This window comes from Nocardia tenerifensis NBRC 101015 (assembly GCF_000308715.1).
GTDB lineage: Bacteria > Actinomycetota > Actinomycetes > Mycobacteriales > Mycobacteriaceae > Nocardia > Nocardia tenerifensis.
Genome location: NZ_BAGH01000390.1, coordinates 1 through 1,285, shown reverse-complemented (window position 1 = coordinate 1,285; position 1,285 = coordinate 1). Strand labels below are relative to the sequence as shown.

The following is a 1,285-nucleotide window of genomic DNA, read 5'->3' as shown; positions in this document are numbered from 1 at the left end:
GCGCAGGATCTCCAGCCGGGCCGCGCCGTCCGGCGGCGGCACGAAGACCAGCCGCTCGAGCCGTCCGGGCCGCAGCAGCGCCGGATCGATCAGCTCGGGGCGGTTGGTCGCGCCGAGCACCACCACGTCGCGCAGCGGTTCCACCCCGTCGAGCTCGGTGAGCAGCGCGGCGACGACCCGATCGCCGACGCCGGAGTCGCCGCTCTGGCCGCGGCGCGGCGCGAGCGCGTCGACCTCGTCCAGGAAGATCAGCGACGGCGCGGAATCCCTTGCCCGCTGGAACAATTCGCGCACCGCGCGCTCGGACGAGCCGACCCACTTGTCCATCAGCTCGGCGCCCTTCACCGTGTGCACGCTGAGCTGGCCGGTACTGGCCAGCGCCCGCACCAGGAAGGACTTGCCGCAGCCGGGCGGCCCGTAGAGCAGCACGCCGCGCGGCGGTTCGATGCCGAGCCTGGCGAACGAGTCCGGGTGGCGCAGCGGCCACAACACCGTCTCGGTCAACGCCTGTTTGGTCTCCACCATGTCGCCGACCTCGTCGAGGCTCAGGCTGCCGATGGCCGGCTCGTCCATGCCCGAACGCGACAGCGGCCGAATGACTTTCAGCGCGTCGAGCAGATCCGGCTGGGTGAGCCGGGGTTCGGTGTGCTCCTTGCTCGCCCGCGACGCGGCCCGCAGCGCCGCCTCCCGGCACAGCGCCGCGAGGTCCGACACCACGAATCCCGGTGTGCGCGCGGCGATCTCCTCCAGTTTGAGCTCCGCCGTCGGCACCCGGCGCAGCAACTGCTCCAGCAGCGACTTGCGCACCGCCGCGGTGGGCAGCGCGAGGGCCAACTCGCGGTCGCACAGGTCGGGCGCGCGCAGCCTGGCGTCGATCCCGGCGGGGTGCGCGGTGGTGGCGAGGAAGGCTACGCACGGCTCGGCGACCGCGGCCCGCAGCTGGTCGAGGATGAGCGTGGCGACCGGCTCAGCCTGCGCGGGCAGCAGCGCGTCGATGTCGGTGATCAGCAGGATCCCGCCCTGCCCGGAGCCGATGTCGGCCACCGCCTGGGCCACCTCGCGCAGCCGGGTGCCGCTCTCCGCCGCCCCGATCGTGGGGCCGTCCAGCTCGACGATGCGCCGCGGCGCGGTGACCGCGCGGGCCAGGGTGGCCTTGCCGACGCCGGCCGGGCCGGTGATCAGCACGCCGAGATGCGGTGTGGCGCCGAGGGTTTTGAGCAGCTCGGGCTCGTCGAGGGCGAGGCTGAGCCACTCGGTGAGCTTGCTCGCCTGGCTGTGCGCGCCC

General features: G+C 73.9%; 1 protein-coding gene. It reads right to left on the bottom strand.

What is annotated here, in order from left to right; genetic code table 11:
- The coding region (locus ON39_RS30960) for an AAA family ATPase (protein ID WP_040739569.1) at positions 1 to 1,285 on the bottom strand (1,285 nt) is incomplete at both ends.